Source organism: Mesorhizobium sp. M8A.F.Ca.ET.218.01.1.1 (assembly GCF_004791165.1).
In the GTDB taxonomy this organism is placed as follows: domain Bacteria; phylum Pseudomonadota; class Alphaproteobacteria; order Rhizobiales; family Rhizobiaceae; genus Mesorhizobium.
The window spans coordinates 157,225-183,278 of sequence record NZ_SRUZ01000009.1 but is presented as its reverse complement, the minus strand read 5'-3'; the positions used below and the strand labels follow the sequence as shown (position 1 = coordinate 183,278).

At 59.0% G+C, this 26,054-nt stretch carries 22 protein-coding genes; 16 read left to right on the top strand and 6 right to left on the bottom strand.

The features are described 5' to 3' along the window. Positions 1–19: 19 nt before the first annotated feature. The 4 genes from EN861_RS28790 to EN861_RS28775 all read right to left on the bottom strand — a co-directional run bounded on the left by EN861_RS28790 (position 20) and on the right by EN861_RS28775 (position 4,218). Positions 20–965 (bottom strand): IS630 family transposase gene (locus tag EN861_RS28790; RefSeq protein WP_135867228.1). Its coding sequence is split into 2 segments (ribosomal slippage): positions 20–625 and positions 627–965, totalling 945 coding nucleotides; the frame shifts between segments, so codons are not numbered across the junction. Positions 966–1,070: 105 nt separating this feature from the next. Beyond that, a complete protein-coding gene (locus tag EN861_RS28785; RefSeq protein WP_126070440.1) occupies positions 1,071–1,862 on the bottom strand; it encodes an SDR family oxidoreductase in 792 nt (263 codons plus the stop codon). A gap of 53 nt (positions 1,863–1,915) precedes the next feature. Next, complete coding sequence (locus EN861_RS28780) at positions 1,916–2,923, bottom strand: phosphotransferase (RefSeq protein WP_126070439.1); 1,008 nt, start codon at positions 2,921–2,923, stop codon at positions 1,916–1,918. 11 nt (positions 2,924–2,934) lie between these two features. Further along, positions 2,935–4,218 carry an aspartate aminotransferase family protein gene (locus tag EN861_RS28775; protein ID WP_135867262.1) on the bottom strand — a complete coding sequence of 428 codons (1,284 nt, stop codon included), beginning with the start codon at positions 4,216–4,218 and terminating at the stop codon, positions 2,935–2,937. A gap of 212 nt (positions 4,219–4,430) precedes the next feature. Here EN861_RS28775 and EN861_RS28770 point away from each other — a divergent pair, with 212 nt between their 5' ends. The 8 genes from EN861_RS28770 to EN861_RS28735 all read left to right on the top strand — a co-directional run bounded on the left by EN861_RS28770 (position 4,431) and on the right by EN861_RS28735 (position 12,814). Beyond that, on the top strand, positions 4,431–5,870 hold the full coding sequence (locus EN861_RS28770; protein WP_126070438.1) for an APC family permease: 1,440 nt from the start codon (positions 4,431–4,433) through the stop codon (positions 5,868–5,870). Between the two features lie 161 nt (positions 5,871–6,031). Next, entirely contained in the window at positions 6,032–7,372 is a 1,341-nt protein-coding gene (hmgA, locus tag EN861_RS28765) for a homogentisate 1,2-dioxygenase (protein WP_135867226.1), read from the top strand. A gap of 65 nt (positions 7,373–7,437) precedes the next feature. Then, positions 7,438–8,454 (top strand): fumarylacetoacetate hydrolase family protein, encoded by a 1,017-nt coding sequence (locus tag EN861_RS28760; protein ID WP_126070436.1) that lies wholly within the window; start codon positions 7,438–7,440, stop codon positions 8,452–8,454. A 59-nt stretch (positions 8,455–8,513) separates the two neighbouring features. After that, a complete protein-coding gene (locus tag EN861_RS28755) occupies positions 8,514–9,464 on the top strand; it encodes an MBL fold metallo-hydrolase (RefSeq protein WP_126070435.1) in 951 nt (316 codons plus the stop codon). 32 nt (positions 9,465–9,496) lie between these two features. Continuing rightward, on the top strand, positions 9,497–11,116 hold the full coding sequence (locus tag EN861_RS28750; RefSeq protein WP_135867261.1) for an FAD-dependent oxidoreductase: 1,620 nt from the start codon (positions 9,497–9,499) through the stop codon (positions 11,114–11,116). Then, positions 11,113–11,316, top strand: a complete 204-nt coding sequence (locus EN861_RS28745) for a DUF2783 domain-containing protein (protein ID WP_126070434.1) — start codon at positions 11,113–11,115, stop codon at positions 11,314–11,316. Before EN861_RS28750 ends, EN861_RS28745 begins: the two co-directional genes overlap by 4 nt. Then, a complete protein-coding gene (gene maiA, locus EN861_RS28740; protein WP_135867224.1) occupies positions 11,313–11,948 on the top strand; it encodes a maleylacetoacetate isomerase in 636 nt (211 codons plus the stop codon). The genes EN861_RS28745 and maiA overlap by 4 nt, the downstream gene beginning before the upstream one ends. Positions 11,949–12,053: 105 nt before the next feature. Continuing rightward, a protein-coding gene (locus tag EN861_RS28735; RefSeq protein ID WP_135867222.1) for an IS5 family transposase occupies positions 12,054–12,814 on the top strand; the annotation gives its coding sequence in 2 pieces (ribosomal slippage) (positions 12,054–12,393 and positions 12,393–12,814; 762 coding nt in all). A gap of 344 nt (positions 12,815–13,158) precedes the next feature. Here the strand turns inward: EN861_RS28735 and EN861_RS28730 are convergent. Further along, the gene (locus EN861_RS28730; RefSeq protein ID WP_126070432.1) at positions 13,159–13,431 is read right to left on the bottom strand and encodes a hypothetical protein; all 273 of its coding nucleotides are present in this window, start codon (positions 13,429–13,431) and stop codon (positions 13,159–13,161) included. On the opposite strand from EN861_RS28730, the gene EN861_RS28725 reads away from it, so the two are divergent. The 5 genes from EN861_RS28725 (at position 13,424) to EN861_RS28705 (ending at position 20,197) form a co-directional block, all read left to right on the top strand. Continuing rightward, on the top strand, positions 13,424–15,871 hold the full coding sequence (locus EN861_RS28725; protein WP_126070431.1) for an FAD-dependent oxidoreductase: 2,448 nt from the start codon (positions 13,424–13,426) through the stop codon (positions 15,869–15,871). The genes EN861_RS28730 and EN861_RS28725 overlap by 8 nt on opposite strands. Continuing rightward, complete coding sequence (locus EN861_RS28720) at positions 15,868–16,929, top strand: NAD(P)-dependent oxidoreductase (protein WP_126070430.1); 1,062 nt, start codon at positions 15,868–15,870, stop codon at positions 16,927–16,929. The genes EN861_RS28725 and EN861_RS28720 overlap by 4 nt, the downstream gene beginning before the upstream one ends. Positions 16,930–16,933: 4 nt before the next feature. After that, on the top strand, positions 16,934–18,220 hold the full coding sequence (locus tag EN861_RS28715; RefSeq protein WP_135867220.1) for an aminotransferase class III-fold pyridoxal phosphate-dependent enzyme: 1,287 nt from the start codon (positions 16,934–16,936) through the stop codon (positions 18,218–18,220). Next, positions 18,220–19,239: a phosphotransferase gene (locus EN861_RS28710; RefSeq protein ID WP_135867218.1), complete on the top strand. Its 1,020-nt coding sequence runs from the start codon at positions 18,220–18,222 to the stop codon at positions 19,237–19,239. Before EN861_RS28715 ends, EN861_RS28710 begins: the two co-directional genes overlap by 1 nt. Positions 19,240–19,417: 178 nt before the next feature. Then, entirely contained in the window at positions 19,418–20,197 is a 780-nt protein-coding gene (locus EN861_RS28705; RefSeq protein ID WP_126070427.1) for an IclR family transcriptional regulator, read from the top strand. 10 nt (positions 20,198–20,207) lie between these two features. On the opposite strand, the gene EN861_RS28700 is transcribed toward EN861_RS28705, so the two are convergent. Then, positions 20,208–20,999 (bottom strand): SDR family oxidoreductase, encoded by a 792-nt coding sequence (locus tag EN861_RS28700; protein WP_126070426.1) that lies wholly within the window; start codon positions 20,997–20,999, stop codon positions 20,208–20,210. Between the two features lie 424 nt (positions 21,000–21,423). Here EN861_RS28700 and EN861_RS28695 point away from each other — a divergent pair, with 424 nt between their 5' ends. Genes EN861_RS28695 through EN861_RS28685 form a run of 3 tightly spaced genes read left to right on the top strand, consistent with a single transcriptional unit; the run spans position 21,424 to position 26,020 of the window. Then, positions 21,424–22,809 (top strand): aminotransferase class III-fold pyridoxal phosphate-dependent enzyme, encoded by a 1,386-nt coding sequence (locus EN861_RS28695; RefSeq protein WP_126070425.1) that lies wholly within the window; start codon positions 21,424–21,426, stop codon positions 22,807–22,809. Beyond that, a complete protein-coding gene (locus EN861_RS28690; RefSeq protein WP_126070424.1) occupies positions 22,809–24,338 on the top strand; it encodes an aldehyde dehydrogenase family protein in 1,530 nt (509 codons plus the stop codon). Before EN861_RS28695 ends, EN861_RS28690 begins: the two co-directional genes overlap by 1 nt. Next, positions 24,335–26,020, top strand: coding sequence for a thiamine pyrophosphate-requiring protein (locus EN861_RS28685; RefSeq protein WP_126070423.1), 1,686 nt, complete (start codon positions 24,335–24,337; stop codon positions 26,018–26,020). The genes EN861_RS28690 and EN861_RS28685 overlap by 4 nt, the downstream gene beginning before the upstream one ends. Positions 26,021–26,054 lie beyond the last annotated feature (34 nt).

Sequence of the window (26,054 nt, the reverse complement as noted above, 5' to 3'; positions counted from 1 at the left end):
ACTCTAGAGCGGTTCGCATTTAGGTTGACTTATAGCCTGCGCTTTCGATGTAGTTGTTGCATTCGTTTGGGCTGACCTGGTCGAGGGTGTGGGCGATGGCGTTGTGTACGGCCTCAATGCTTCGTTTGGCGGCACGTCGCATGCAGTGCTTGAGCTTGGCGAACAGTTTCTCGATTGGGTTGAGATCTGGACTGTAGGGCGGCAGGAAGAAGAGCCGCGCCCCAGCAGCTCTGACGATATCGCGGACGGCTTGGCCCTTATGGGAACCGAGATTGTCGAGAATGACGATGTCCCCCGGCTTCAGGGTTTTGATGAGCTCGGTTTCGACATAGACGCGGAAGGCCTGCGCGTTGATGGGTCCGTCAATGACCCACGGCGCCTCTACCCGGTCATGGCGTAGCGCGGCGATGAAGGTCATCGTCTTCCAATGGCCATGTGGCGTGTGGGCCATCAGCCGCTTGCCGCGCACACCCCAGCCGCGCGATGGCGCCATGTTGGTCTTGACCCATGTTTCATCCAGGAAGACCAGGCGCGTAGGGTCAATGCGGGTCTGGTAGCGCATCCATTGCGCTCGCCGGCGCATCAGCTTTGGCTTGAGCTGCTCGGCCGGCAGAATGGTTTTTTTTAAAACTCTTGCCCTCGCGATGCAGGAAGCGACCGACGCTCGCAGGGTGGATGGTAAGACCACGTTCAGCCAGTGCCGCCGTCAATTGATGAAGCGTCACGTTGGCATCTCGCTCGACCTCGCCCAGGACGAAAGCACGATGCTCCCCGTCGATCAGATAGGGCCGGTGACCGCCCATCTTGCCGGGTGCCGCACTACCAAGGCGACGCTTGCGCGCCGCCCACTTGATCACACTCGACACTGCCACCTTCAGCGCAGCAGCCACCTCGCGGCTCGTCTCGCCCTCTTCAAGCCGGGCCAGTGCCCGCGCCCGCAGATCCATCGAATAAGGCTTCGCCATCAGTCCCGACCTCCAACGGTCAGAACATCGAATCTGATTTGCTCATTCTTGGGAATCCCGATTCAGATAAAACGCGAACCGCTCTAGCAGCGACCAATCATTGCCTCAGCCTTGGTCGAATTCCACGAGTCCTCGATTGACCACGCTGCTGCCTCCGTCGACGTTGATCAGGGCGCCGTTGACATACGAGGCTTCCGGCGAAAGGAGAAACGCGGCGACATTTGCTATTTCGCTCGCGTCAGCTGCCCGCCGTTGCGGCACGAGCCGCGTGACACGGCGATATCCCGGCTCTGGGTCCCCGCCTTCGGTCAGCATGCTCATTTCCATATCGGCCATCTCCGTTCGCACCCAGCCCGGGGCAATCACGTTGGCGCGAAGACCATGGCGAGCGTATTCAAGGGCTATCGTCTGGGTTAGGAGCGTCACACCGGCTTTCGACGCACTGTAGGCGGCCAGCCCGGCACCGGCCGTTGCGCCCGCAACGGACGAGATGGTGACGATCGCTCCTTTTGTCCGCAGCAGATGCGGAATTGCAGCTTTCGCCATTACAAACGGCGCGGTCAGATTGACGTCGATTTGGGTTTGCCAGTCGACAATGGACATCTCCGAGACGGATGCGGCGATGACAGTGCCTGCGTTCAGGACCAGCGAATCCAGGCGACCGAAATGGGCAACGACCTTTTCAACTACGGCTGCCGCGTCAGCGGGCACGCTTATATCAGCCGCAATCGCCAGTCCGCCCGTCTGGTTGGCGACGGTTTGCAGGATTGCCTCTCTTCGCCCGCAGATTGCGACGAAATGCGTGGACGCCAATTTCAATGCGATGGCTGCACCGATCCCGGTGCCTCCGCCTGTTATCAGGGCTACAGGCCTGCTTTCGTCGACTGCCGAAGGCATCTCCGATTACCCTTTCCTAAGCCACCAAATTGCAGAAGGAACCGCGTTCAAGATCACCAGCCTGTGCCAAGATAGTCGTCCGCAAGACCGTATGAATCGTCGAGGTAGCGTGACAAGCGTGCGCCATTGTCGGCCAATTCCGGGCGTTCTCCGATCCATCCAATGTAAGTAAGACTACGCAGAAGCAGGAAGAGCGGCAGCAGCGATTCGGAACGTTCAGACAGTTCCCTGCTTTGCCTATAGCCATCGAGAACCGCCTTCTTGATTGCCGGGTAGTGGGGCTCCTTGCGGTTGCGCAATAGCGTCGTTGCGATATCGAAGACACGCCACCCGTAACCGGAGTCATCGAAATCTATGAACTGGACGGAGCTTGGCGTCACCAGGACGTTCTCCCTGACGAGGTCTGCATGGATCAGGCCGAAATCAAGGTTCTGGACGCCCTCGAGTTTGGACGACAAGATACCGCGAAGCCTACCGAGTTTGTTTTGGTCTGCCACCGACAGAGCGTCGAAATCCCAGAAACGTCCCCATAGAGGGGTCTCCCCGAGCAAACCGTCCTTGTCCCAGGATGGACGGTCGAAAGCACCGCCGCATACCCAGGCGTCGCTGATGTTGTGGAGATCGGCCATCTTGTTGCCGAGGGCGCTGAACAGGCGAACGAGATCTTGCGGTTCGTGCTCAAGCATCACGCCCGACTGGCCCAGCGGCGCTCCGGAGAGCCAAGACACGATGTCGGCGTTCTGTTCGGGAAAGTCCACGCTCGACGGCAGCGCTATATAGTCGCCGCCGTTGAGAGTGGGGAGGGGCGTCGGGACCTCGATTCCGCCTTGCCTCAGCACCTTCATCCACTGCAGCTCCGAACCAAGGGCCGCGGCGCTGTGGTATCCAGGACGGTGGAGCCTCAGGACCGCGGGGCGCCCGTCCGAAAGTGCAATCCTGAAGACTGCATTCTCACGGTACTTCAGAAGCTCCGGCTGCTGGGGCGAGAGTCCCCAGTGAGCGAGTGCTTCCTTGGCTCTGAGTGAAAGACGTGCAGATAGCGCCTCGGAAATGTCTCCCACGACAAATCTCCCTAGAGCGCTGTCAGCACGTCATCGAGGGTGCCGATCAACAGGTCGGCATTTTCCGTAGTGAAGGGCATCGGCGGGCGGATTTTCGTCGCGCACTGGTGGATGCCGAGCTTGCCCATCAAAACCCCGCGCTTGCGCATTTCGTTGATGAGCCGCGTTGCGAGTTCAGGCGCGGGCGTCTTCTCCGCCCTGTCGAGCACAAGTTCCGCCCCGAAAAACAGTCCGTTGCCACGCACGTCGCCGATGACGGAATGCTTTTGCGCCAACCGCACGAGGCCGTCCTTGGCATATTTGCCGACGTTTTTTGCGTTTTCGACCAGTTTCTCGTCTTCCAGCACGTCGAGTACGGCCATGCCCGCAGCACAGGAAACCGGATTGCCGCCAAAGGTGTTGAAATATCGAAACGCCTTGCGGAATGCGTTCAGGGTCTCCGATCCCGCCACGACGCCAGCAATGGGATGTCCGTTTCCCATCGGCTTGCCCAGCGTGACGACATCGGGAACGATGCCGGCGTGCTGATGTCCCCACATGTTGTCGCCAGTCCTGCCAAACCCAGGTTGGACTTCGTCGGCAATTAGAAGACCCCCAGCCTTTCGCACCGCTTCGGCCGCTCCCGTCAAGAATCCCTTGGGCAAATCGGGGAAGCCCTCGTTCGCGAAGAACGGGTCGACGATCAAAGCCGAGAACCCGTGTCCGCTCTCGTCAAGCGAACGGATCGCCTTCTCTACCTCAGCGGTGAAAGCAGCTGCAAACGGTTCGCCCGCAACCCCACCCAGTGGCCGGTAGCTGTCGGGTGCCGATACATGACGGACATGGCCGCCATAGCCTCCGACAGGTGGCATACGTGTCGACAGCTGGGAAACGGCCGTCGTGTTTCCGTGGTAGGTGAAGTCTGTTGCGATCACCCCCGTCTTTCCTGTGACGGCTTGTGCCATCCGAAGAGCGATGTCGTTCGCCTCGCTACCGGTACAGGTCAGGATGGCGGCATCCAGCGAATCGTCGAAGTAACCCAAAAGTCGTTCTACGTAGTTCAGGATGCCTTCGTGGAGATACCGGGTGTGTGTGTTCAGCGTTGAAGCCTGTCGGCAGATCGCATCCACTACATACGGGTGGCAATGGCCGACATGGGGCACGTTGTTGTAGCAGTCTAGATAACGCTTGCCGTCCGCGTCCCACAGCCAGACACCCTTTCCGCGGACGAGATGCACAGGATTCTCGTAGAAGATCGAGGTGTTCTTTCCGAGCAATTTCTCGCGCCTGGCGAGCAGAGCCTGCGTGTCGTCCATCATCCAGCCTGTTGTGGTTTGTTTGACCGTCGGTTCATTATTGTATCCATCAGATAGATTATCGGTCCGAGGCTTAATCGATGTCAAGTATGCCATCGCAAAATAGCGTTGCTGCAGGCCGGTTGACATTTCCAAAAAAAATCACATGATAAAGAACCATCGGTGATAATAATGAACCAATGACGCCGATGAACTCTAGAAGGGGAATTTGGATGTCAAAGGAACAAACCTCAGCTGATCGTGGGCTGCGGGCAGGGACACTGGGAGCAGCGGCCATCACGTTGATGGTGGTGTCTGCCGTAGCCCCGCTCACCAATATGGCGGGCGTCTTGCCCGTCGCCATTCTCTTCGGCAACGGCACGGCGATCGTCCCGGCCTTCATGCTGATGATGATACTGGTACTGATTTTCTCGGTGGGCTACGTGACGATGGCCCGCCACGTGCACAATGCGGCTTCGTTCTACACCCTGATTACAAGAGGACTAGGAAAGACCGCCGGCGGAGCGGCCGCCATTGTGGCGCTTCTCGGCTACAATTGCATGCAGATCGGCATGTCGGGGATGTTCGGCCCTGTCTGCACCGATCTGGTCAAGACATTCACCGGTGTCACGGTGCCGTGGTGGGCATTCAGTCTTTGCGCGTCGGCTCTGATCGGGATCCTTGCCTATCGACGCATAGACCTTTCCGCGAAGGTGCTCGGTATTCTCGTCATCGCCGAATTCGCGGTGGTTTTGATCCTTGACCTGATGATCGTCTACAAAGGCGTTCCTGGTGGGTTCAATCTCGCCCCGCTTTCGCTGTCGGGTATGCCAAGCACGTCCGCACTGGGTGTCACATTCGTGTTTGCCTTCGGCTGCTACATCGGCATTGAAGCCACAACCCTCTACAGTGATGAGGCGAAAGATCCGAAGCGGACCATTCCGCTCGCCACATACGCGGCAGTCCTCCTGATCGGCGTTTTCTATTCCATCTCGACCATCTGGATCGTCGAGGCTGCGGGCACGTCAACGATTGTCACCCAGCTGCAGAACATCGGCGACCCGATCCAGTTCGTGTTCAACATCGCAAATCAATATGTCGGCAACTGGCTGGCTGTGTTGATGCGCGTGTTGTTCGTGACCAGTGTTTTCGCTTGCCTGCTGGCCTTCCACAATCATGTCGCCCGGTATTTCTACTTCCTCGGCAAAGAAGGTCTTGTGCCGGCCTGGCTCGGCCGCACTCATGACACCTATCAGAGTCCTCATCGCGCCACGATCGTGCAGACGGTTATCGCACTCGCGGTGATCTCGGTCTTCGCCATCGCAGGCCTCGATCCGCTACTTACCCTGTTCGCATGGATCGCGAACGTGGCCGTCATATGCATCATCCTTCTGATGCTCGCGGTCTGCCTCGCAGTCATAGCATTCTTCAACAAGAACCCGGAACTGGAACCGAACCAGCCGATCAAGACGAAGATCATGCCTGCTCTTGCTGCTGTAGGCTTTGCTGCCGTGGCATACTTCGGCATTAGCGGTTTCGACATCCTCACGGGCACTCCGGGCCCGTTGGCTGTCGCGCTGCCGTCCACGATCCTGGTGGCTGCCGTCATTGGGGCGGTGAGGGCAATGATGCGGCCTGGAGCCGTCGCTCGGTTAAACGCCGACAGAGTGTAACAACTTCAAGACAAGACGAGAGGGCTCGCCTAATCGGCTGGCCCTTTCGACCTCAATCGCGCCGGCTGCCAGCCCAGGTGCGACCGAGCCCTGATTGGTTCCAAACGTGACGGTTGGCAACGCTACCAGATTAGAATTTTCGCGGAACGGAGGTTTCGAAAATGGCCCAGGCACCGATACACCGCGCAAACACTCCAAAATACATGCCGGGCTTCGGTAACGACTTCGAGACGGAGTCTCTTCCGGGCGCGCTGCCGCAGGGCCAGAATAGTCCGCAAAAGTGCAACTTCGGACTGTATGCCGAGCAGTTGTCAGGCTCGCCCTTTACCGCACCCCGTGGCACGAATGAGCGATCCTGGCTCTACCGCATCCGCCCCAGTGTGCGGCACACGCGCCGGTTTTCCAACGCCAGCTACCCGTTCTGGAAATCGGCGCCGTGCCTCGATGATCATTCTCTGCCGCTCGGCCAATTGCGCTGGGACCCGCTCCCGGCCCCAACGGAAAAACTCAACTTTCTTGCCGGCATTCGCACCATGACGACGGCCGGCGACGTCATGACCCAGGTCGGCATGGCGGCGCATGTCTATGTTTTCAATGACGACATGGTCGACGATTATTTTTTCAATGCCGACGCCGAACTGTTGGTTGTGCCGCAAGTCGGCGCTATTCGCGTTATCACCGAAATGGGCATCATTGATGTTGAGCCTTCCGAGATCTGCCTGATCCCGCGAGGCATGATGTTCAAGGTCTCACGGCTCGGCGAGGGCTCCGATTGGCGCGGCTATGTCTGCGAAAACTACGGTGCCAAGTTCACCCTGCCGGATCGCGGCCCTATCGGCGCAAACTGCCTCGCAAACCCGCGCGACTTCAAGACGCCGGTCGCTGCCTATGAGGACAAGGAAACGCCATGCCGCGTGCATGTGAAATGGTGCGGCAAATTCTATGTCAGCGAAATCGGGCATTCGCCGCTCGACGTTGTTGCCTGGCATGGTAATTACGCGCCGTTCAAATACGACCTGCGCACCTTCTCGCCGGTCGGCGCGATCCTGTTCGACCATCCCGATCCATCGATCTTCACGGTGCTCACGGCGCCAACCGAGGAATCGGGAACGGCGAATGTCGATTTCGTCATCTTCCCGCCTCGCTGGTTGGTGGCCGAGCACACGTTCCGCCCACCTTGGTACCATCGCAATATCATGAGCGAATTCATGGGCCTCATCGAGGGCCAATACGACGCCAAGGAAGAAGGCTTCGTACCGGGCGGCATGAGTCTGCACAATATGATGCTGCCGCATGGCCCGGATGCCATGGGCTTCGAGAAGGCATCCAGCGTGGAACTGAAGCCGGTGAAGCTAGACCACACCTTGGCCTTCATGTTCGAGACCCGGTATCCGCAGCAACTGACTCGCTACGCCGCCGAGCTCGAGACTCTGCAGGATGACTACCTTGAATGCTGGGATCATCTGGACCGGAAATTTGACGGAACCCCAGGCATCAAATGATGCCTCAACTACGCATCAATTCATGAATCCTGATGCCACGTGGTGAAGAAGGACGGTTTGGCGGAATGAAACTCGCAACGATCAAAGACACAACCAGGGACGGAAGGCTTGTCGTCGTCTCAAGGGATCTAAGCCGCTGTTGCGAGGTCGGTCATATCGCGCGCACTGTTCAGGCAGCCCTCGATGACTGGCGAAATGCTGCTCCCCGACTTCGAGAGATCGCCGAAGGCCTCGAGGCAGGTTCGCAACCCTCTACGCCGTTTTATGAAGGTGACGTCTGCTCGCCACTTCCGCGTGCTTACCAATGGGCTGACGGCTCGGCTTACGTCAATCACGTCGAGTTGGTGCGAAAGGCCCGCAACGCCGAGATGCCGGAGAGCTTCTGGAGCGATCCTCTGATGTATCAGGGTGGCTCTGACAGCTTTCTTGGCCCTCGCGATCCCATCGTCATGGCCGACGAAGCTTACGGGATCGACATGGAAGGTGAGGTGGCCGTGATTGTGGATGACGTCCCAATGGGCGTGTCCGTCGATCAGGCCGGTGAAGCCATCCGCCTTGTAATGCTGGTCAATGACGTCTCTTTGCGTGGTCTCATTCCCGCGGAGTTGGCCAAGGGCTTCGGCTTTTTCCACTCAAAACCCTCGTCCGCTTTCTCGCCAGTAGCCGTGACGCTCGATGAACTCGGGAGCGCCTGGAGGGATGGGAAACTACACCTCCCCTTGCTTGTTGCCTTGAATGGCGAACCGTTCGGCAAAGCCAACGCGGGCATCGACATGACCTTCGACTTTCCTCAACTGATCGCCCATGCCGCCAAGACCCGGCCGCTCGCCGCAGGAACGATCATCGGCTCGGGGACCGTGTCCAACAAGCTGGACGGCGGCCCCGGCAAGCCTGTGTCCGAGGGCGGCATGGGGTATTCCTGCATCGCAGAGATCCGCACTATCGAGACTATTCAGAGTGGCGCCCCGAAAACCCCCTTCATGAAGTTTGGCGACACGGTGCGTATCGAGATGAAGGACATGGCAGGACAGTCGATCTTCGGTGCGATCAAGCAGAGCGTTCAGAAACGAGTTCAAACCTGAGGCGAGGTTACCGCCTTCCTCCACCAGCTCTCTACGAGCAAAAACAAGGAATTTTGACTATGGCAAAAGCATTTGCTTCGCAGGGCGACCTTGCGGAAAAGAAGATTTCCTTCACCGAAGTCGGTAAGGACCTCTGGGCGTTTACGGCCGAGGGCGATCCGAACACCGGCGTGATTATCGGCGACGACGCCGTGATGATCGTCGATGCGCAGGCCACCCCACGGCTCGCCGGCAAGGTTGTCGAGAATATCCGCCGCGTCACCGACAAGCCGATCAAATATGTCGTGCTCTCGCACTATCATGCTGTCCGGGTTCTCGGTGCCTCCGCCTACAATGCGGAGCAGATATTCATGTCGGAAAAGGCGCGCGGCATGGTCGCCGAGCGCGGCAAGGAAGATTGGGATTCGGAGTTCCAGCGCTTCCCGCGCCTATTCCAGGGACACGAAAGCATTCCGGGCCTGACCTGGCCAACCATGACCTTCAAGGAACGCATGACGGTCTATATGGGCAAGCGCCGGGTCGACCTGATGCATCTTGGTCGCGCTCACACCGCGGGTGACATCGTAGCCTATGTCCCCGACCAGAACGTCATGTTCACCGGTGACATCATCGAATATCACTCTGCTTGCTACTGCGGCGATGGTCACTTCAGCGACTGGCCGGCAACGATCGAGGCGATCCGTGCATTTGACGTCGACGCGATCGCGCCGGGGCGCGGCGACGCGCTGACCAGCAAGGAGCTGGTGAAAAAGGCTCTCGACAACACTGTCGACTTCGTGCGCTCGACCTATCGACCGATCGCCCGCGTTGCCCAGGGCGGCGGCACGCTGAAGGAAGCGTGGGACGCCTGCCGAGCCGAGTGCGACCCGAAATTTGCCGCCTACGCGATCTACGAACACTGCCTGCCATTCAACGTCGCACGCGCCTACGACGAAGCGCTCGGCATCGACACTCCACGGATCTGGACCGCCGAACGCGACCGCCAGATGTGGGACGCCCTGCAGCGATAAATGCTGTCGAAAGGTTCGATTGGGAGGCACACATCACCAAGATCTTCGAAACACCGCTCTATCCCTACCGGCGATCGTCTGACCAGGACGCCGAGAGACCCGTGCGCCGCCCTGTCGCCATCGTCGGGGCGGGGCCTGTGGGCCTTGCTTTGGCGATCGACCTGGCCAGTCAGGGCATTGCCGTCGTTGTACTCGACGAGAATGACAAGGTGAGCTTCGGTTCGCGTGCCATCTGCTTTGCCAAGCGCTCGCTGGAAATCCTGGATAGGCTCGGCTGCGCGGCTCCGATGGTGGAGAAGGGCGTGCAGTGGAGCGTCGGCAAGGTGTATTTCGATGAACGACAGGTCTTCGAATTCAACCTGTTACCCGAAGGTGGTCACAAACAGCCGGCTTTCATCAATCTCCAACAATACTACCTCGAGCAGTATCTGGTTGACCGTGCCTGCACGCTGGAGGCGGAAGGGCGACCGATCGAACTGCGCGGCAAGAATCGCGTGACAGGCGTCAATGATACCGGAAACGGTGTCCGTGTCTCCGTCGATACGCCGGATGGCCCGTATGATCTGATCGCCGACTGGTTGATCGCCTGCGATGGCGCAGGTTCCCCCGTGCGTAAGGCACTCGGCCTCGATTTCATCGGCAGGATCTTCGAGGACAACTTCCTCATCGCCGACATCGTTATGGAAGACAGTCCTGCTTTTCCGGTTGAGCGCCGCTTCTGGTTTGATCCGCCCTTCAACCGCGGCCAGTCCGCGCTTTTGCACAAGCAGCCTGACAATGTCTGGCGGGTCGACCTGCAGCTTGGCTGGAACATCGACAAGCAAGCGGAATCGACGCCGGCAAAGGTGGTCCCGCGCTTAAAGGCGTTTCTCGGCGAGCACGCGCAGTTCGAACTCGACTGGGTCTCGATCTACACGTTCCAATGCCGGCGCATGGAAAAATTCCGCCATGGTCCGGTGATCTTTGCCGGCGATAGCGCGCATCAGGTCTCGCCCTTCGGCGCCCGCGGCGCCAATTCGGGCCTGCAAGACACTGACAATCTTGCCTGGAAGCTCAAGCTGGTGATCGACGGCAAAGCGCCTGCGAGCCTGCTGGACAGCTATGACGCCGAGCGGGTGCAGGCAGCTGATGAAAACATCCTCAATTCGTCGCGCTCGACAGACTTCATCACGCCGAAGTCCGAGACCAGCCGCCTCTTCCGCGACGCCGTGCTCGATCTTTCAGAGCACCTTCCAGCCACGCGCCCCATGGTCAACTCAGGCCGCCTTTCGGTTCCATCGACCTATGAGGGCTCTCCGCTGAACGGGCCCGATTGTGACGGTTTGCCGATGCAAACCCGGCCAGGTTCGCCGGCTGTGGATGCGCCTGTGGGCGGAGGCTGGCTACTCGACCACCTTGGTGGCGGCTTCCAGCTTCTTACCATCAATGCCGGGGCGCCTGAGATGCTGGACATCGACGGCATTCCGATCGAACGCGTCGTCGTGGCCGCGACCGGCGACGACACCGAGGCTTTTCGCGCACGTTGGCTCGGGACCGCCACGAGCGCCGTTTACCTGCTTCGTCCAGATCAGCACGTCGCTGCCCGCTGGCACGCATTCGACGAGACAGCGGTGCGGAGGGCGTTGCTGAAAGCCATCGGGAGATTGCGATGACGGCACTGACAACCATGCCCAACATAGCTCGACCCGATGATTTCTATGCGGAACTGCTCGACGCTCATGAGGGGTTGAGCAAGGCTGAAAGCGATGCTTTGAACGCCCGTCTTATCCTGCTGCTCGCCAACCATATCGGTAACCGAATGGTGCTGAGTGAAGCGCTCAAAACCGCGTTACACTGCGGCAAACCGACGTGAGCGAGATCGTTCTCTATGATTACTGGCGCTCGTCTGCGAGCTACCGTGTGCGCATCGCGCTCAACAACATCGGCCTCGCTTATCGAGCAGTCCCCGTAAACCTCCTGGACAAGACCCATAAATCGCGGGACCATCTGGCACGCAATCCGCAAGGTCTCGTACCCGTGCTCGACATCGACGGCGTGGTGCTGACCCAGTCGCTGTCGATCATCGAATATCTCTGCGAAACCCGCGAGGCCACATTGCTGCCGAAAGATTCGCCCGGCCGCCAGCGCGTTAGGGCTCTCTCCCACGCGATCGCCATGGATATTCATCCTGTGTGTAACATGGGCGTCTGCGCCCATGTCGTGGAACTCACTGGAGGCGGCGACGCAGTCCGCACTGCTTGGATGCGTAAGTTTATCGGGGAGGGGCTTCGCGCGTTTGAAACCCTGCTCACGCATCCGTCAACTGGCAGATTCTGTCATGGAGACAGCCCGACTATGGCAGATTTCTGCCTTGTGCCGCAGGTCTACAATGCTGAGCGATGGGGTGTCGATCTCAAGGACATGCCCCGCATTCGGGCCATCGATTCCACTTGTGCGGAACTGCCAGCCTTTCGCGCGGCCCATCCGGAAGCGGTAAAGACATGATTGCGAAAGTGCGCCCCGTGCACCTAGGCCGTGGTGACGAATTAACGGGTTGGGATTCCCACGGAGGTGCAAATCAGATTCAAGGCTGACTTTTGGAGGTCAGCGATGGACTGCGATGCGCTTCGGGGCGATCAGTGGGAACGGATCAAGGGATTTGTGCCAGGCGGCACGAAAGGTAAGCGCGGTCCGCGCACGAACAATCGGCGATTTCTGGATGCGCTGTTGTGGATGGCCCGCTCGGGTGGGCGCTGGCGTGATCTACCCGAGCGGCTCGGCGACTATCGATCGGTGAAGCGGCGCTACTATCGCTGGATCGAAATGGGCGTTCTCGACGAGATGCTTATGGTTCTTGCTCGCGAAGCCGATCTGGAATGGCTGATGATCGATTCGACCATCGTGCGTGCGCATCAGCACGCCGCTGGTGCGCGCCGGTCAAAAGGGGGGCGGATGCCCAGGGCCTGGGCCGGTCTCGCGGCGGCCTGAGCACCAAAATCCACGCCGCAGGCGATGCACTCGGGCTTCCGGTTCGCCTGATCGCAAGCCCGGGGCAGCGCAACGACATCGCCTATGCGCATGAGCTCATCGACGGCTTCCAAGCAGAATGCACAATCGCCGACAAAGGCTATGACGCCAACCATCTCATCGACAAGATTGTTGAGATGCAGGCAGCAGTCGTCATTCCACCGAAGCGAAACCGAAAAGATCAGCGTCCTTACGACGCCGATCTCTACAAGGAGCGCAACATCATCGAGCGCTTCTTCAGCAAGCTCAAACAATTCCGCCGCGTCGCAACCCGATACGACAAGCTGCTCGTCAACTTCATGGGCTTCGTCAAACTCGCGGCTATCGCTATCTGGCTCAGATAGTTAAATCGTCACTACGCCCTAGGGCGACCACTTGAACGCCAGCTCACGACATAAAAAGCAGCCCGATAGCCTTCCCATGAAGGCCGGTGCCGCGTCGGTCGCGGGCGCGCTGTCACAGGGCCAGAACTGAGCCTCACCAAAAACTTCTCCGGACCGGTGCGTCCGATTTGGCCTGCTTCGCCGGTTTCGGCGTCGGCAATCCTGCGCTTTGCAATTCTTCGCGTAAACACCGAACCGACATCGCATTGCTGGTCTGACTTCGCTTGCGCCGAGTTCTATCGGACGTCACCGCCGGCCGCAGGCTGACGAGCCTGATAACCGAGGCCGTGCAGAGGCGCTCTGGGTCAACGGCTTTGCACGACGGTCCAGCCTTCAATCGACTCCTTCACTGCTGGACGGGCATTGACACTCGCGTTTGCGCCGGAAATAGTAATGAAACGGCGTTGCGATATAATCAACGATTCACGATCGTATCGAACAAGCGTCGCGTATGGACCGATAGGCGGCAAGACAAACGCGGAGGGCTGATGCCTGAAGGCGATCACTTTTCCATCTTGTTCGAGCTTATCCAGATCGGCTTGGAAGCCGCTTTTTGAGGGGAGAAAGTCAGTGTCCAAGCAAATTCCCGCACGCGCCGATGTCGTAATTGTCGGGGGTGGAATCGTCGGAACCTCGATTGCCTACCATCTGCCGAAGTTCGGAAAACGTGACGTCGTCTTGCTGGAGCGCAAGAAACTGACATCCGGAACGACGTGGCACGCGGCCGGCATTGTCGGTCGACTGAGGCCGTCGCGATCAATGGCTGATTTAGCGAAATATTCGATAGATCTTCTGCGCCGCCTCGAAGAAGAAACCGGGCAGTCCACAGGATTCAAGCAGAATGGCGGCTTTATGATCGCCCTCGACGAAAATCGGCTGGAACTCCTGAGGCGCTCCTCTTCCTATGCCCAATATATTGGCGTTCTGGCCCCCATGGTGACGCCAGAAGAACTTCAAGAGGCGTGGCCGCTTCTGAACATTGATGGCATCCTAGGGGCGCTTCATATTCCCGAAAATGGTCAGGTCAATCCTGTGGACTATACCATGGCCCTGGCCAAGGGCGCTCGCCAAGGTGGCGTCAGCATCTTCGAGGATACAAATGTCACTAGACTCCTCAAACGCGGCGATAGGATCGTCGGCGTCGAGACTGAAGACGGGCAGATCGAGGCGAACACGGTTGTTCTGGCCTGCGGCATGTGGACTAGGGAACTGGCGCGCAAGGTCGGCGTGGCTGTGCCGCTTCACGCGGCCGAACACTTCTATATGGTTACGGAACCGATCGCCCAGCTCGACTCAAAAACGCCCATTCTGGTGATTTCGGAAGAACGATCTTACTACAAGGAGGACGCAGGCAAGTTGCTTGTCGGAATTTTCGAGGAGCGTGGCAAGGCATGGGCCACGCACGGCATTCCGGAGGAATTCGAGTTCGATAGTCTGCCGGGGAACTACGAGCACTACGAAAACGAACTTGCCATGGCAACAAAGCGCGTGCCGCGTCTAGAAAGCGCTGGTGTGCAGACCCTTTTCGTCGGGCCGGAGAGTTTTACCGCAGACGGCCGCTATCTCATAGGGCCGGCCCCCGAGGTCAGCGGATTATTTGTATCAGCTGGCTTCAATTCCAGCGGCATTATGTCATCAGGCGGCATGGGCAAAGTCGTGGCGGAATGGGTTGCCTCAGGCAACAGCCCGGTCGATATGCATGCGTTCGCCCTTACCCGCACAATGCCATTCCAAGCCAATCGCCACTTTATGGCCGAACGAGTGACCGAGTCGATTGGCATCTGGTCAAACATGCCTTGGCCCGGCAAGCAAATGAAGAGCGCTCGCGATGTGCGTCGGATGCCACTGCACCATGAACTGAAAGCGGCTGGTGCGCACTTTGGTGAGCGCGTCGGCTGGGAAATTCCGCTTTGGTACGCACCCAAGGATTCCAGCGAGTTCCGATACAGATTGGGGCGGCAGGATTGGTATCCGTTTGCGCGCGAAGAAAGCCTGGCTGTCCGCGACAATGTCGCGCTGATTGACCAATCGGCCTATGCCAAATTCGTCATCTCCGGTCCGGATGCACTCCGCGATCTCAACAGGCTCTGCGCAAACGAAATCGACGCACCGGTCGGAAAAGTGGTTTACACAGCTTGGTTGAACGAGAAGGGTGGGTTCGAGGCGGATCTCACGGTCACAAGATTGGCCGAGGATCGCTTCCTGGTCATTTCTGGTTTCGCCGATCAGAGGATCGATCTCGCGTGGTTGGATGCTAAATTGCCGAAAGGCGCGGCGACTGTCGTTCAGGATGTCACAAGTTCTTTTGGTCTCTTGGCTATAATGGGCCCCAAGAGCCGGCAGTTGCTACAGAGTCTGAGCGATTCTGACCTTTCGAACGATGCCCTCAATTTTGGGTATTCCGACGAAATCAACCTGGGACATGTAACAGTTCGCGCTTCTCGCGTGACCTTTGTAGGTGAACTCGGGTATGAAATCCTGGTGCCTACCGAGATGTGTGGCTATCTCCACGACCTGATCGTTGGAGCAGGTGCCGGCTTCGGATTGCGCTATGCTGGACTCTATGCGGTAGCGGCGTGTCGCCTGGAGCGCGGATATCGCCTGATGGGCTTGGACATCACTGCCGACGAAACACCGGTTGAGGCCGGTCTCGGCTTCGCGGTGGGCTGGCACAAGGTGGGCGACTTTATCGGCCGGGAAAGGGTCGAGGCGCAGCGGGGGCGCCCCCCAGAATCTCGGCTCGTTCAGTTCGCCTTGGAAGGCGACGACGCACCGATCCTGATCGGCAACGAGATCATCTGGCGCAACGGCGATCGGGTGGGCACCATCACCTCTGGTGGCTGGGGCTTTCGCATCGACCGATCGCTCGGCATGGGTTACGTATTCGCCCCCGGCGGTGCTTCTGCTGATTGGCTGAAACAGGGAAGCTTCGAGATCGAGGTGGCAGGTGCGAAATTTCCTGCCGTGGCTCAATTGGCTCCATTCTACGATCCGACTGGCGAACGGACACGTATGTGAACCCCCAGATGCCACGTTCGAGTAAGATAGAACCGTCGCGATTTGTGGTCGCAGTGCCGGAGAGCGCGATTCTGCGCGATGCACTCGATCATGCTCGAGCGATGGTGAAATCCGCCGGCCACGAAGTGGTTTCACCACGATTGCCACCGGAAGAGTGGGGAGACCTCACCACCCGCATCGACATTCTGGTGCTGACGCCGCGGGGTCGTTTCCCGGTCGCCTTGATGAAGAAGGCAGGGAGGTTAAGAAGCATTGTTTTTCCGACGATCGGCGTCGATCCACTCGACGTCAAGACGGCAACGCTCGCCGGCATAGCGGTCGGCCATGGAGCACCGGCTGAGAGTGTCTACAGCATGGCGGAAGCAACGGTGATGCTCATTGCGAGCTTGATGCACCGTGTTGCAGAAAAGCAAACGGTGTTGATGAATGGAAGTTGGCGCGAGCCGTTGGTGCTTGGCCGTATGCTACGAGGAAAGACAGTAGGGCTGGTCGGATTTGGCCGCATCGGTCGAGCGGTGGCTGAGCTTTTGGCGCCGTGGCAGGTGAGAATCCTTGTCGCCGACCCCGCAGTGACGGATGCAGACCTGGACGCGACCGCAGTGCCTCTAACAAATCTCCTTCGTGAGAGCGATGTCGTATCGCTCCACATGACGTTGACCGGTGCCAGTCGTAGCTTGATTGGGAGAGATGAACTTGCTCTGATGAAACCAGGCGCCGTGATCGTCAACACGTCACGAGGCGCGTTGATCGACGAAGATGCGCTGGCAGACGCGCTACAGGCAGGTCGCCTCGGCGGGGCGGCAGTTGACGTCTTCGCAATCGAACCCCTGCCAGCCGAAAGCCGGCTGCGTCATTGTGCCAACGCAATCCTCACGCCGCATAATGCGGGTCACACCGTTGAACTGATGCGCGCACTTACGGAGTCCTTGATCGACAATCTGCACGACTTGCTGGCCGGTAACCCTCCGCGCCATTTGTACAATCAAGAAGTCGCTGCCAATTGGCAAGGGCGCTTCGGCTCGGCAGCGCCCAAACTGCATACAACCGTTGACAGATAAGAACATGGCCCAGCAATCCGATCTGGTGGCGCGACGCGCCAAACTTTTGGGGGCCAAGTCTCAGCTCTTTTACGCCAATCCGATCCACCTCGTGCGTGGGGAGGGTGTTTGGCTTTTCGACTCGGACGGCAGGCGCTATCTTGACGCTTATAACAATGTGGCCCATGTCGGCCATTGTCATCCGCATGTCGTAGAGGCGATGCATCGACAGGCGTCGCTGCTCAACACCCACACTCGCTATCTGCACACGACCATTCTCGACTATGTCGAACGTTTGACAGCGACGTTCGCTCCGCCGATTTCGACAGCGGTTCTTGTGTGTACCGGCAGCGAGGCGAATGATATCGCGCTACGAATGGCGCAAGCTGTTACCGGGCGCCTGGGCGTTATCGCTACGGACGCGACGTATCATGGAAACACCGCCGCGGTCTCACAGCTAAGCACGCGCATGCCGCCGATCGGCGGCCAAGCTCAACATATTCGGCTCGTACCGGCACCGGATAGCCTTAGGCCAGGGGATGGGCAGGAAGGTGAGCGGTTCGCTGCCGACGTCCGCGAAGCTATCGGGTCGCTGCAGGCCGCTGGAATAGGCATGTCGGCCTTGATCGTGTGTCCGATGCTGGCCAATGAGGGATTTCCAAGTTTGGTCAACGGCTTCTTCGATGGCGCCATCGAAGCCGTGCGCTTGGCTGGTGGACTGGTGATCGCCGACGAGGTGCAACCTGGATTTGGTCGCACAGGCACGCATTTCTGGGGCCACCAGCGCGTCGGCTTCCTGCCCGATATCGTAACCATGGGCAAGCCGATGGGTAATGGCCACCCCGTTGCCGGCGTCGCGACATCAGAAGCGATTTTGGCATCGTTTCGCGAGGCCTTCCGCTACTTCAACACTTTCGGCGGCAATCCAGTGTCGTGTGCGGCAGCCAACGCGGTGCTGGACGTGCTAGAGGGCGAGAACCTCATCGACAACGCACAGCGAGTAGGTGAAGCGTCGCTGGCACTGATGCGCCCCTTGACCGAGAGTCATAAGTGCGTCGGTGATATCCGAGGTACGGGGCTGTTTTTCGGGCTGGAACTGGTCCGTAACCGCGCTATCCGCGACCCAGCGCCTGACTTGGCGACCGCCGTCGTCGATGAAATGCGCGAACGTGGCGTTCTGATAGGCAAGACCGGCATTCACGGCAACGTTCTAAAAATAAGACCACCAATGCCTTTTGGCATTGAGAATGCGACATTCCTCGTTGGTATCCTTGATGAGGTTCTTGCCGACCTTGCCTGCGAGGCGCTCTGATGACCGGGCATCAGAACAACGCCGATGAAGCCGTCGCGATGAAGAATCTGGCTCGTCAGGCGCTGATAGCCTGGGGGGTCGAAGACTGCGATCCAGTATTGCTCAAATACCGGGAGAACGTCGTTTTTCGTGTCGTCATGCCAAGTGGCCTGCCTGCGGCATTGCGTATCCACCGGTTTGGCTACCATTCCGACGCCGCGTTGCGATCGGAGTTGCAGTGGATGAACTACCTGCAAGCCAGTGGCATCCCGACGCCCCGGCCGATTGCAGCTTTGTCGGGTGAGTTGTTCGTGCATGCTCGGACGGAGGCTTCCTCTCAGTCGCGGCAAGTTGACTGCATGTCCTGGGTGGAGGGGCGGCCGCTTGGCCAGAGTGGCGTCCCGCTAAACATGTCAGGTGACGAAGCGAAGCGTTCTTTCTCAGCCTTGGGACGCACGATCGCGCGGATGCACAATCTGACTGAGGCGTGGCCTCTTCCCTGTGATTTTGAAAGGCACGCATGGGACTTCGGAGCTTTCTTCTCCGAAAATCCATTGTGGGGGCCTTTTACCAACTCGCCTCTGCTCGATCATGCCTTGCGTGACCTCGTATCGAAATCTCGGGAAAAGGCGATGGGTGCTTTAGTGGGTTTCGAGAAAAGCGCCAGGACTTTCGGATTGATACATGCAGACCTTGTGCGCGAAAATATTTTGATGAGCGAGGACCACTCGGCCCAAGTCATCGATTTCGATGATTGCGGCTTCGGATGGCGTATGTACGACGTTGCGGTGAGCCTCTATCAGAATCGAGAGGATCCGCTCTTTGACGTCATCGAATGCGCATTGCTGGAGGGGTATGCCTCCGAAAGGACGTTGACAGCGCGTGACATCAAGGCACTGCCATTGTTCACCGCCTTACGCGCTTTTGCAATGATAGGGTGGATGCAAAGTCGAGCCGACAGCGATGCGGCGCGTGAGACCGGAGCCAGAATGTCAAAGAAAGCGGCCGAAACGGCAACTTGGTATTTGGATCATGAATAGAAACGACAGGTTGGTTCGCATCGCGGTCATATTGGTTTGTGCGGCTCCGTCCGCACCGTGCCTTTTTCAAAGCCTGCTCTTTCCAACCGCGCGCTCCTGGTCCCATCGCACCATTGCAGCTACTTGACCGAGAGGTTGCGAGGGGACTAGTCACGAGGAGCATTTAAGTCAGGGCGCTATGAAAACGGCAAAGCTTACGATCCGATTGCTTCGAGAATTTAGTGTTCAGCATCCCGAACTCGGGGTCAGCGAACTCGCCCGCCGGCTGGTGCTCGACAAGGCAACAATACATCGACTCCTGCGATCGCTGTGCGAAGAAGGCATTATTGAGCAGAATTTGGCGACCAAGAGGTACCGCCTAGGGTTGGCGATTTTGGATTTGGCGGCTTCGCGTCTTCAGGCGCTTGGCTTTGTTGAGCTCGCCGCAGGCGAGATGCGCAGCCTTCGCGAAGAGGTTGGTGAAAGCGTTGGCCTACATGTACGAGATGGCCGCGATATGGTTTGCGTACACTATAACGAAGCGTCACACCCGCTGACTGTTCGTTTCACTTTGGGTGAGCGATCACCGGTCCACGTCACGGCTACAGGGCTCATCAGTCTCGCGGAGATGTCGGCGCAAGATTCGGCGAGCGTGGTCGAGGAGGCAGCCCGCGCATATCCGGCATTTCCCGCGCCAGACATCAACGATTTTTCGGAGAAGCTGGCCAAGGTACGGCAAGAGCAGCTGTCAGTTGCCGACCAAAGTTACCAGAAAGGCGTGCGGGGAATTGCGGTTCCTATTCGCGATGGGGATGGTTCGCTGGTTGCCACGCTTAGCATAGTTGCACCGGCCAGCCGGCTCTCGACAGTGGAACTGCTCAAGCACCGATCAGTGTTAACTGAAACGGCCCGGAGAATTGGTCGCAAAATTCCAGTCGGAATGGAGGTGTTGGCGGCGAACGCGGTGCAGACGTCCTAGTCAAGGCTTTCTAGACAGCGCTTCTACCGCCTTCGCAAGGTAAAATAGCGCCCGTCGTCCAGCGCGATTCATCCGACAACAGGAATAGCGCTGCGCGAGCCATGTCCTGAGGGTGCGCTACATAATTCATCGGGAATGCCTCTGCGAGTTGCTCGCGGTCCTCTTCAGATGGCTTCCAAGCATCGAACATTTCCGACCGCGTCGGGCCAGGTGCGATGGCGTTGACGCGAATTCCATCACGGGCATAGTCAAGCGCGGCGCAACGCGTTAGCGCGGTCAAGCCCCACTTGCTGGTAGCGTAGATGCTGTTGCCGGCGGCGCTGATCATGCCAGCAATGGACGAGGCATTGACGATCGACCCACCTCCCGATTGAAGCATAGTTGCGGCCTCGTGTTTCAAGCAAAGGAATACGCCACGCAGGTTGGTTTGCATGACCCGATCGAATTCCTCCACTTGTGCCATATGAATTGGCAGCCGCGCGCCGCTCACTCCTGCACAGTTGAAAGCGCCATCCAGACGACCGAAATGTTCTGATGCGAAGCGTACGGCGTTCTCCACGGACACTTCATTACATACGTCACAGGCGACCGCGGCAGCCTGCAACCCCTCGGCACGCAATTTGGACATAGCGTCTTCAACACGTTCGGTACGTCGGGCCGCTGCTACGACTTTGGCGCCTTCCCGAGCGAAGAGCTCAGCCGCTGCTGCGCCAATGCCGCTCGAAGCGCCCGTTATGAAAATGACCTTGTCTTGCAGTCGCGTGTAGCAAGTCTCAAGTGGCGGTGGATTGAGATATCCCAAAGAGTTCCTCCGATTTTAGTTCTGTCGCTCGAACCACCCGAACCAGCTTTGCTGGTGCGGCACTCCTGGCGTTGATTTCGCGAGAGAATGCTCGCGGCCGCCGATGCGTTGGCGCACTACGCCGGTGATGGTGTGAACTCCTGTTGATACAGCGTTGACTTATTATCAATGACGTCTCGCGCGCAGAATGTAAATCATGCAATTGTTTAGGGAAAACTTCAGGCGTTCAGCCGGCACGAACGCCGTTCGCATGACGGTTTGGGATTTCGCCAGATAACAGCGCAGCCCCTAAGCCGAGCCCGTGGCAACGCGCCCGACAAAGTGGGCTCGATCCCCCGCCAGCTTTGTTGACACGAACTGCTTTTGACCATAGCGTATCGATATCGACACCGGTGTTGATTTATTTGAAACGAGACAGAATGCGATGAGCCCGGATTTCAAAAACTATGCTGCCTTCATCAAGGCCAACAACGCGCGGCACATTCTGCATCCGATGATTTCGCCTCAGGAGACGGCCAGGTCGGCGCCGTTAATCATCAGCAAGGGCAAGGGCGTGTTCGTCGAGGACATCGACGGACGGTCCTATCTCGATGCGGTCGGCGGTCTCTGGAACGTCAACATCGGCCATGGGCGTGAGGAAGTGAAACACGCAATCGTCGAGCAACTCGACCGCATCGCCTACTACACAACCTTCGGCAAGACCTCGAACCCGCCGCAGATCGAACTGTCGACGCGTCTGAGTGAAATGCTCGCGGCCGAGCAAATGGCCAAGGTGTTATTTTCATCCGGCGGCTCGGACGCAGTCGAGACCGCGCTCAAGCTCGCGCGCCAATATCATAAGCTGACCGGGCAGCCGGAACGCACGAAGTTCTTCTCGTTGAAATACGGCTATCACGGCGTCCATTTCGGCGGATTGTCGGCCGGCGGCAATCCGCCGTTCCGGCAGGCTTTCGAGCCGCTGATGCCTGGTTTCTTTCAGGTCGACAGTCCATTCCTGTACCGCAACCAGTGGACGACCGACCCGCAGGAACTGGGACGGATCTGTGCAGAGCAGTTGGAGCGTGAAATCGTCTATCAGGGCGCCCATACCGTGGCGGCCGTGATCGCCGAACCGATCCAAGGTGCCGGGGGCGTAATTGTCCCCCCAGAGAACTACTGGCCGTTGCTGCGCGATATCTGCGATCGTCATGGTGTGCTTTTGATCGCCGACGAGATCGTCACCGGCTTCGGTCGCACTGGCGAGATGTTCGGATGTCGGCTCTGGGGCGTAAAGCCCGACATCATGTGTTTCGCCAAGGGCATCACGGCAGGCTACATTCCCCTGGGCGCAACAATGGTCAGCGCCAAAGTCGCGGCGGCGTGGGATAACCCGGCCAATCCCGCACCGATCATGCATGGCTATACCTATTCTGGCCACGCGCTGGCCTGTGCGACGGCGACCGCGGTGCTGGACATCGTGGTGCGTGAAAAGCTTTCTGAAAACGCAGCCGCGCGGGGAGTTGAGCTCATGGACGGGCTCAAGGCCGTTGCAGAGCAGTCGACGATCATCGGTGATGTGCGCGGCCGCGGGTTGATGGTGGGCGTGGAACTGGCGCGCGACAAGGATACCAAGAAGTCTTTCGGGCCTGCTGATCCAGAGATGAGGGTTTTTGCCGAGACCTGCCTCACCAAGGGCGTCATCGTTCGGGTCATGGCCAGCAAGGTTATCCTGTCGCCGCCACTGACGATCAACGCCGAGCAGGTCACGACTATCGTCGAGACGATCGGTCAGGCAGTTGCCGCCGTAGAGCGGGTCCAGAAAGCCGCTTGATGAACACGAACCCCGATTTTCAACAACGCATCAATGCGGAAGCCGCCAAGTCCCTTTCGCCGGCCATGTCATTCGTGGACGGAAAGTCCTGTGAGGCCATTAGCGGCCAGCGCATGGACAGCATTTCGCCAATCGACGGACTGAGACTTACCGATTTTCCCGAAGGCGACGCGGCCGATATCGATGTCGCGGTTGAGTCGGCGCGGCGGGCCTTCGCGGGCCGGCGCTGGGTCGGGCTCGGTCGGCGCGAACGCAAGAAAATCCTCCTGGGGTTCGCCGATCTGATCGCCCAGCATCAATTCGAACTGGGTGTTCTGCAATCCAGAGACATGGGCATGCCGGTCGGGATGGCCATCCATATGGATGCCGGCGAAGCTGCCGGCACCATCCGCTGGTATGCCGAGGCGCTCGACAAGCTCAGCGATGAGATGCTGCCGATCTCGGATCGCGAGACCGGGCTCGTCGCCAAGATCGCGCTCGGAGTCGTCGGCGTCATCGTTCCATGGAACTTCCCGTTGATGATCGCAGCCTGGAAGTTGGGTCCGGCGCTGGCCAGTGGCAATTCCGTAGTCCTGAAACCAGCCGAAGACGCCTCGCTGGCGATCATCCGGCTCGCCGAACTTGCCAGTGAAGCAGGGGTACCGGACGGCGTTTTCAATGTAGTGACCGGGCGCGGCGACAAAGCAGGTCGCGCGCTTGCACTCCATCCCGACGTCGACGCGATCGCTTTCACCGGGTCGGGCCGGGTGGGCGGACGGATTCTACGCTACGCAGGCGAAAGCAATCTCAAGCGGGTCAGTCTCGAATGTGGCGGCAAGACCGCCAACATCGTGCTGGCCGACGCACCGGATCTGGAAGAGGCCGCCCAGACCGCCGCTCGCGCTATCTTTCGCAACCAGGGACAAATCTGCAATGCACCGTCCCGCCTCCTGGTTGATGCCGCCATTCACGATGACTTCGTCAAGCGCATCACGGAAATCGCCGCAACGCTGAAGACCGGATCCCCGCTTCATCTAGGCAATGATCTCGGCCCGGTGGTCAACGCTCGGCAGCTCGATGGCATTACCCGGGCAATCGCTGTTGCCGAGGGACAGGAGGGCGTGAGCCTGATGCTTGATGGACGCAAGGCGCAACGGCCTTCCGAGGGCTGCTTTATTGGACCGACGATTGCCGTCGGTGTCGAACCCGCCTCGAAGCTGGCGCAGGAGGAAGTGTTCGGGCCGGTGCTCGCCGTAATGTCTTTCACGTCGCTCGATGAAGCCATCGCGATCGCCAATGGCACACGCTACGGCCTTGGTGCCGCTGTCTGGACACGTGACATAGACAAGGCACTCCACGCCAGCGAGCGCCTGCATGCCGGCAGCGTCTTCGTCAACGCCGCCGGAGGCGTGAACATCGAAATGCCGTTCGGTGGCTTCAAGGAGTCCGGCTTCGGTCGCGATCGCTCGCTGCACGCCTTCGACAAGTTCACGGATATCAAGGCGACGCTCATTCGCCGTTCTGCCCGCGCTGTCGGAGCCGTCGTATGATCGTCGCCACGCAACCGGTGAAAGCGACGACTGCAGCCACGGCCTTTCTCGAAGCATTGAAGCGGCGTGGAGTCGACTACCTGTTCGGCAATGCAGGAACGGATTTTGCCGCGATCATCGAGGCCTATGCGACGCATCCCCAGCCATCCGCCCTTCCTCGACCGATCACCGTGCCGCACGAAAATCTTGCGGTGGCCATGGCGCACGGCGCCTATCTTGCCACTGGCAATCCGCAAGCGGTCATGGTGCACGTCAATGTCGGGACGGCTAACGCAATCTGCGGGCTCATCAACGCCTCTCGCGAACAGGTGCCGCTCATCCTTTGTGCCGGCCGCAACCCGATCACCGAAACGGGTTCCCTGGCATCGCGCAACGCTTTCATCCACTGGGCTCAGGAGATGTTCGACCAGGGCGCCATGGTTCGCGAGGTCGTCAAATGGGACTATGAGCTACGTCGGGCAGATCAAACCGACCTTGTCGTCGACCGGGCGATAAGCATTGCCACGGCCCATCCACGTGGTCCGGTCTATCTCACCTTGCCGCGCGAGACCTTTGGCGAACCCGTGTCTGTTGAACCGGCACGGACTTCACCACAGGTGGCGCCGCCCGCTCCTGACGAGAACGCCATCAACATTGCTGCAAAATGGCTGGCTGAAGCGAGGCGTCCACTCATCGTGACCGGCGCGCTTGGTCGTGAGGCGCGCGAACGCCAAGCATTGGCGGCCTTTGCCGGAGCCCACTCGATTGCGGTGGCGGCGCACCGCCCGCGCTTCATGCCGCTTGATATTGATAATGCAAGCTTCGTTGGTTTCGAACCCGGGCCCTTGGTTGAGGAAGCCGACCTGATCATCGTTGCGTCCTGCGACGTGCCGTGGATTCCCCTGCATCACAGTCCTGGTGCCAGGACGCGCGTGATCCACCTGGCCTTCGATCCGAACTTCTCGCGGTATCCCGTGCGTGGATTTCAGGCCGACCTGGCGATCGATGGCGATGTCGCCACAGCCATGCGTTTGATCCAGGCCGCAAGCCACGCCGAGGCAGATGTGGTCGAGGAAAGGATTGCCTGGCTCGATACCAAGCGGACTGCGTTCAGGACCCTGAGAGAACGAGCCGTAGCCGACGTCGAACTGCCAAGCTATGCTCAAGTGGCACGTTGCCTGGCCGACGTGTCGGGGGAAGGCGACACCATTCTCGCCGAGACGGCATTCCCGACTGAGCTTCTCGCACTCGATGGCGGTGGGGGCTATTTTGGCGCGCCAAGCTCCGGCGGTCTTGGCTGGGCACTCGGCGCGGCTCTCGGAATAAAACTGACCGCGCCGGAAAGACGCGTCATCAGCCTGGTTGGCGACGGCGCCTACATGTTTGGCAACCCGACCCCTGCCCATTTCGTTTCCCGGGCAAATCAATTGCCGACGCTGACCATCATAATGAACAACAGCATGTGGGCAGCAGTTCGGCGCGCCACGCTTTCCGTCTACCCGGACAGCGAAACCAGATTGAACAGAAATGCGGTCTTCACGTATCTCGAGCCAAGTCCCGAATATGAAAAGATCGTCGAAGCATCCGGCGGCTACGGCGAGCGGGTCGAGCAGGCGAAAGACCTGCCGGCAGCGCTTCGCCGTGCCCTGCATGCCGTAGAGCAGGAGGGACGTCAGGCCGTCCTCAACGTGTTGGTTGCCTGAACATAAAACCGGGGAATACTCAACAAAACGGAGG